The organism is Saccharospirillum impatiens DSM 12546 (assembly GCF_000423605.1).
In the GTDB taxonomy this organism is placed as follows: domain Bacteria; phylum Pseudomonadota; class Gammaproteobacteria; order Pseudomonadales; family Natronospirillaceae; genus Saccharospirillum; species Saccharospirillum impatiens.
On sequence record NZ_AUIH01000102.1, the window covers coordinates 1 to 5,149 of the forward strand.

Annotated in this window: 6 protein-coding genes; 1 reads left to right on the top strand and 5 read right to left on the bottom strand. The window is 48.2% G+C overall.

Annotation, left to right across the window (positions count from 1 at the left end; all coding sequences use genetic code 11):
• Positions 1-297 (top strand): helix-turn-helix domain-containing protein (locus G565_RS25220; protein WP_051208338.1); only part of this gene is annotated, 297 nt, incomplete at its 5' end.
• A gap of 178 nt (positions 298-475) precedes the next feature.
• On the opposite strand, the gene G565_RS0120290 is transcribed toward G565_RS25220, so the two are convergent.
• From G565_RS0120290 to G565_RS26230, 5 genes are all read right to left on the bottom strand, one after another.
• Positions 476-919 (bottom strand): hypothetical protein, encoded by a 444-nt coding sequence (locus G565_RS0120290; RefSeq protein WP_157600184.1) that lies wholly within the window; start codon positions 917-919, stop codon positions 476-478.
• Positions 885-1,355, bottom strand: a complete 471-nt coding sequence (locus G565_RS0120295) for an RHS repeat-associated core domain-containing protein (protein ID WP_037340687.1) — start codon at positions 1,353-1,355, stop codon at positions 885-887. The genes G565_RS0120290 and G565_RS0120295 overlap by 35 nt, the downstream gene beginning before the upstream one ends.
• Positions 1,356-1,906: 551 nt before the next feature.
• Positions 1,907-3,127, bottom strand: coding sequence for an ISL3 family transposase (locus G565_RS0120305; RefSeq protein WP_028672450.1), 1,221 nt, complete (start codon positions 3,125-3,127; stop codon positions 1,907-1,909).
• A gap of 519 nt (positions 3,128-3,646) precedes the next feature.
• Positions 3,647-4,141, bottom strand: coding sequence for a hypothetical protein (locus tag G565_RS0120310; protein WP_028672451.1), 495 nt, complete (start codon positions 4,139-4,141; stop codon positions 3,647-3,649).
• A 9-nt stretch (positions 4,142-4,150) separates the two neighbouring features.
• The coding region (locus tag G565_RS26230; protein ID WP_028672452.1) for an RHS repeat-associated core domain-containing protein at positions 4,151-5,149 on the bottom strand (999 nt) is incomplete at its 5' end.

Here is a 5,149-nt window from a genome sequence, read left to right on the forward strand (position 1 = left end):
GGCTATACACAGGTGGAACTGGCGACCGAGCTGGGCGTCACCCAGCGGATGATTTCCTACTACGAAGGCCACAGCGAATACCCGCCCTCGAACCTGCTGCCAACCCTGGCAAAGGTGTTGGGCGTGAGCGCGGATGAGCTACTGGGGATGAAGCCGCTGAAGAAGAACCGGCTGCCGGATACGCGGTTGCTGAGACGGTTGCAACACCTTGAGAAGCTGGACCCGGCTACCCGGCGGCAGGTCATCCAGATCATCGATACCTACCTGGAGGCGGCGCAACTCAAGAAGCAGGCGTGAACCAAGCGCAAGACGATGAACGGCAGTCAGGCGGAGGCGCCCTGGTTGCCGTTGAAGGGCCAATGGCTGGGCCGAGGCCGACTTGGCGGTACCGTGAGCGTGATGGCGGATGTTTGGTCGTGACCTTGGCGTGAGGCAGGAAGGGCAAGCCCGCCGCTTGGCCGGGCTTCTTCAATTTTTAATATGAGTCAGGGTAAAAGGTAGGCACTTCTTCTTGGTCAGCGCCTTTCACCGCGCCAACATTTTTTTCAACAGTTATTTTCCCATCTTCATGCAAGACAAGGTTAACCGATATTCGAGTACTAATGCCCAGCAATTTCTTAAATGTAAAAAACTCACTTCTTGGTTGCTTTAAGTCATACACCCAGGCCCCAGCTTCGTGATGGACGGTCAATCGAGTAAAATCAATACTTCCAACATCAAAGCTCTCTGATTCTCCCACAGCTATCGGCTTCTTTACCCCTCCTGCTTTATTTATCTCAGCCACAATACTCTGCCCAGAGTAATTATGCAGCAGCACTTCAAAAGGTAACGTACATCCCTGTAAGAGCAGCAAGCTTAGAATAGCCGCTATTCTCATCACCATATTAATACGTTGTATAACTTGGACAAAAATCATCACCTATCGCACTCCGGTCACGAGCTTCATCATATATATCCTGATGTTCAAAAGGCCGACTGATCATATCCCACCGAGGCCTAGTTCTGTGAATAGACTCATGAGTGATGAGTTCTTCTAACTTCAATAAATCCTCATAGGATAGATCTTCTTTCAAGTAATAACTGTCAATAGTTATCTGTTTGGTTACGGGGTTGGTAATTGCTCGATAACCGTCGCCAGACATCGGCATAGTGCCTACATTCAAGTCCACATTTAAATCAGGGTTGTTCAACGCAACATATGCCGCCACTCTATCAATGTCTTCCCTGCTAAGGCCATCAATATCGATCCAGTTTACAGGATCGTTAGCGACGTAAGCGTAGTGATTAAGGCTACCATTGAACCCAATAGAACCAATGGGGTCAGAGTCATTGATATTAACCTTCAGAAGCGCCACTGTTTTTCTATAGTCCCCGAACGAAACAGAATGTCGACCAACCATGGCTTCACGTTGAATAGTGGCACAGAATCAATGACTCTGACCCCATTGATTGGGCGCATAGCGCGCTAGAAGATCAAGGAGGTTTCATTCCAAGGAGTAGCGGCGAAGCGGGCGGTCAATACCAGGGCGGTGGCGCCCCGGGTTCTGGATCAACTTGGCGGTATCGTGAGAGGGATAGAGGGAGTGTTTGGTGGTGATCTTAGCGTGAGGCAGGAAGGGCAAGCCCGGCGCTTGGCCGGGCTTTGATTCACTTTGCTAAGGAAGGAAGGCGATTAGAAACCCCAAGAAAGCAATAAGAATAAGTTGAATACCAAACAACCAAGCTGCCAACTTGGCTTTTGGAATGCTGCTGAGCTTGCCAGCCTCTTTGAACATAATATACCTATAAATCTGCTCCCCAATAAAAATCCCAAGGAGAACTGACACTAGCCACCAACCATCAATAAATTGCGAACTAAATACAGCGACCAATAAAAAAAAGGTTCTTCGTAGAACTCTGTAGAGCCCTACGGCTGCATTTTCAACTTCCCGCAATAAAACAGTATGCTCGTTCTGAACCCTTCGAAGGAACGATAACCTCGGGCGTTGGACTTCACCGTTTGTATTTTGGAGTTTAAACCTTCAGCCGCCGCATTGCTGATCCGGTGGTCAAAGTAGTTTAGCAAACCCTCTATATGCGTCTTGAGCATTCTGGCCACTTTCTTCACCGGCTCCAAGCGGCAGCGGATTGCCCAACTGTACCAGCGTTCAAAGTAGCGCTTCGCCCAGCCTTTGGATCGGTAGTCCCAGAAGGGCCGGAAGTGTTCCTTTAGGGCCCAGGCCCGTGCCACCTTGAGATTGCTACCTTTGAGTCGATCAAATTGGTCGTGGTGGCTCGCCTTGACGTTTTCAGCATTGTATAGCCAGAAGTGCTTGGTTCCTTTAAGCCGGTTGTCACCTTCGCTGGCGAGCTGTTTGTTCTCTGCACGGCGAACCTGATCCACGGCCTGATTGAGGTGCTGACTGATGTGGAACCTGTCATGCACGATAACCGCTTGAGGCAAGAGGCCCTCAACGGCATTGGCATAGGCTTTCCACATATCCAGCGCCACGGCCGTAACCTGTTCACGCTGATCGGGAGTCAGCGCCTGCAAAAACAATGTATTGCAGGCTTCTTCCTTACGTTCTTCCACGACATCCAAAACACGACCTTGCTTGAGGTCTACCAGGTTAGTAATGTATTGATGACCCGAGCGGAATTGTTTCTCATCAATACCCAGATATTCAATCGCCGTGCTGTCACGACGGGCAAGTCCTCGCTCAACAGCACGCCGCTTGATCGCTTCAACTTGGTGCCAGTTTAACCTGAGCAGTTTACGTGCTTCCTCTATGCTACGAGAGGCCTGTATAACCTGGATGGCAAAGGACTCAAACAACAGCGTGAAGCGACTATTCTTGGTGGCCCATGGCGCCGAGGCGGTTTTGACTCCGTGTTTTTTACACTTGACCCTTGGAAGCTGAGCGTGCAAGTAGGTTGAAAACTGCATGGTATCCAAGTGACGCCAAGTTCTGCGTTCGCGATCATCGTGCTTTGGGCATACGGTCCCACATTCAGGACATATACCCGAGCCATCAGCGTAATCGATTTCAATATCAACACGATTACCAGGCATGTTGAGGTTTACTGAGCTGATTTCCCAGGGGGAACTAATCCCGAGAAGTAACGCATAATGATCTTCAATTTCCACAGAATCGGCCCCTTTACAATCTGGTACAGTCAGGCCTAGATTATACTGGATTTCCACAAGAATTTACGAAGAGCCAAAAAAAAAGGCAACATTACCAGTGCTTCTACCCACCTTTTACTCCAAAAAAGCTCTACTCTAATATCGCTCATTAATTTTGCCCTGGCAACGAATGGGGTCAGAGTCATTGATTTTAACCTTCAGAAGCGCCATCGTTTTTCTATCGTCCCCGAACCAAACTGAATGTCGTCCAACTTGGGTTTCAACTTGAATAGTGACACAGAATCAATGACTCTGACCCCATTGATCGCTCCTTAGGACATAAGGAGAAGTCTAAATCGCACACCATGTAAAACCAATGACTCTGACCCCATTGATTTTATGCAGGCAGACTTCGGGAGGCCTAACTTCCATCTTCAGCGCAGTTCCAAAGCTCCTGAGTGCTTTGTTCGTGGCACACATGACTCTGACTCCATTGATTGACTCTGACCCATTGATTGGGTGTCTCGATTAATGTGGTAATTACAATCTGTTACGGTGGGTGTCTGCATTGCCTTGCGAATCGATCTTCCACATAAAAACCGGATATCCGTCATGCGCATGAAACAATAGAGTTTTCTCGAAATCAAAAACACTAGAAAATTCTATAACATAATCAACTATCGATTCTTCAATTGGTAAAGAATATGGCTCTGAATAAAACTCAGAAACAAAATAGCCAGGAAAACCATCTATATACATAGACTTAACAACTTCCACTTCCTGATCACAGATAGTGCATGATAAAAACCCCTTCATCGAACTTCTAAGTAGCAATAAACGATCTCGGTGATAGCTAAGCTTGGTAGTCAATCTCGGCCTATGATCATTTCTAATTTTACTTGTAACCGAAAGATTAAAATCCAATGCCAAGCAAAAAGTTGATTCATTAAAAAGCCAATCAATAACCTGAGCATTAGCTTTCAGAGGATTCACTCCACTACTCGGCTCTAAATCAATCTCTACTATCTGATGCATTGTACCTCCCTATCGGCAGTCATCCAGCGCTCCCGAGCCTAGGTTTCCTAGACCATATCCAGCCACACCAAAGCCATACCCAGAAAACAAAGTACTTAAAATATCACTCCATGCTGTTCCATTTTTATATGCTGATTTAAAATTCTGCGACCAATTCAAAAATTGATACGGTAAATGGTGCTTTGTCAAGCCAGGAGCTGTTCCATAGTGGAAGTGCCATTTCTTTTGGCCTTTGCCCGCCACCCATTGTCCTGCTTGCTTCCAGTTACCTCGTTCAATTCTCAACCCTGCCCGGGCTAACCCTGCTCCACCCGCGGCAAATCCATAAACAACACCCGCCACCTCTCCGGCGTTGTAAGCTGTGGAGTCTTTGTTAACCACACTATTCGTCCCCATCCAGTCCCTAACCTTATCTGTCATACCGAATGTAATCGTATCACCAAAGGCAGCAGCTCCATCCACAGCCCATTGTGGAAAGCTTGGTAGATTTCCTTCGGAATCTATCAAATTAACAGGATCATTTTCAACATACCCATAATGATTCAACCCACCTGCAAATCCAATTGGATCCTTTGTGGTCCAACGTCCGATCTCCGGATCATAATCCCGAGCTCCGAACCGAACGAGCCCAGTATCGCGGTCGTAGATCCCGCCCGCATAACCGAACGGCTGGAACCCAGGGTTGGTATCGTTCGTGACGTTGCCCCAAGCGTCATAGTCCATCCGCTGGGCTACTTCTCCGGTGCTGGCATTGACGACCAGCCGCACACTCCCCAAGTGATCGCTGACAATTCGGTAGTTGATACCGTCCTTGATCATGTAACTCGGAACGTGGCCTTTGTCAGCGTACACGAACCGCGCTACGACATTGCTGTTTCCGTCTAGCTCCGCCACCGGATTCAACTGCCCTTGATACAGGAACCCATCTAACAACACCGACGCGGCCGTAGCGTTAACTTCGCTACAGCCCAGTGCACATGCGGCTTTCAGATCGAGGAAGGCGGTCAT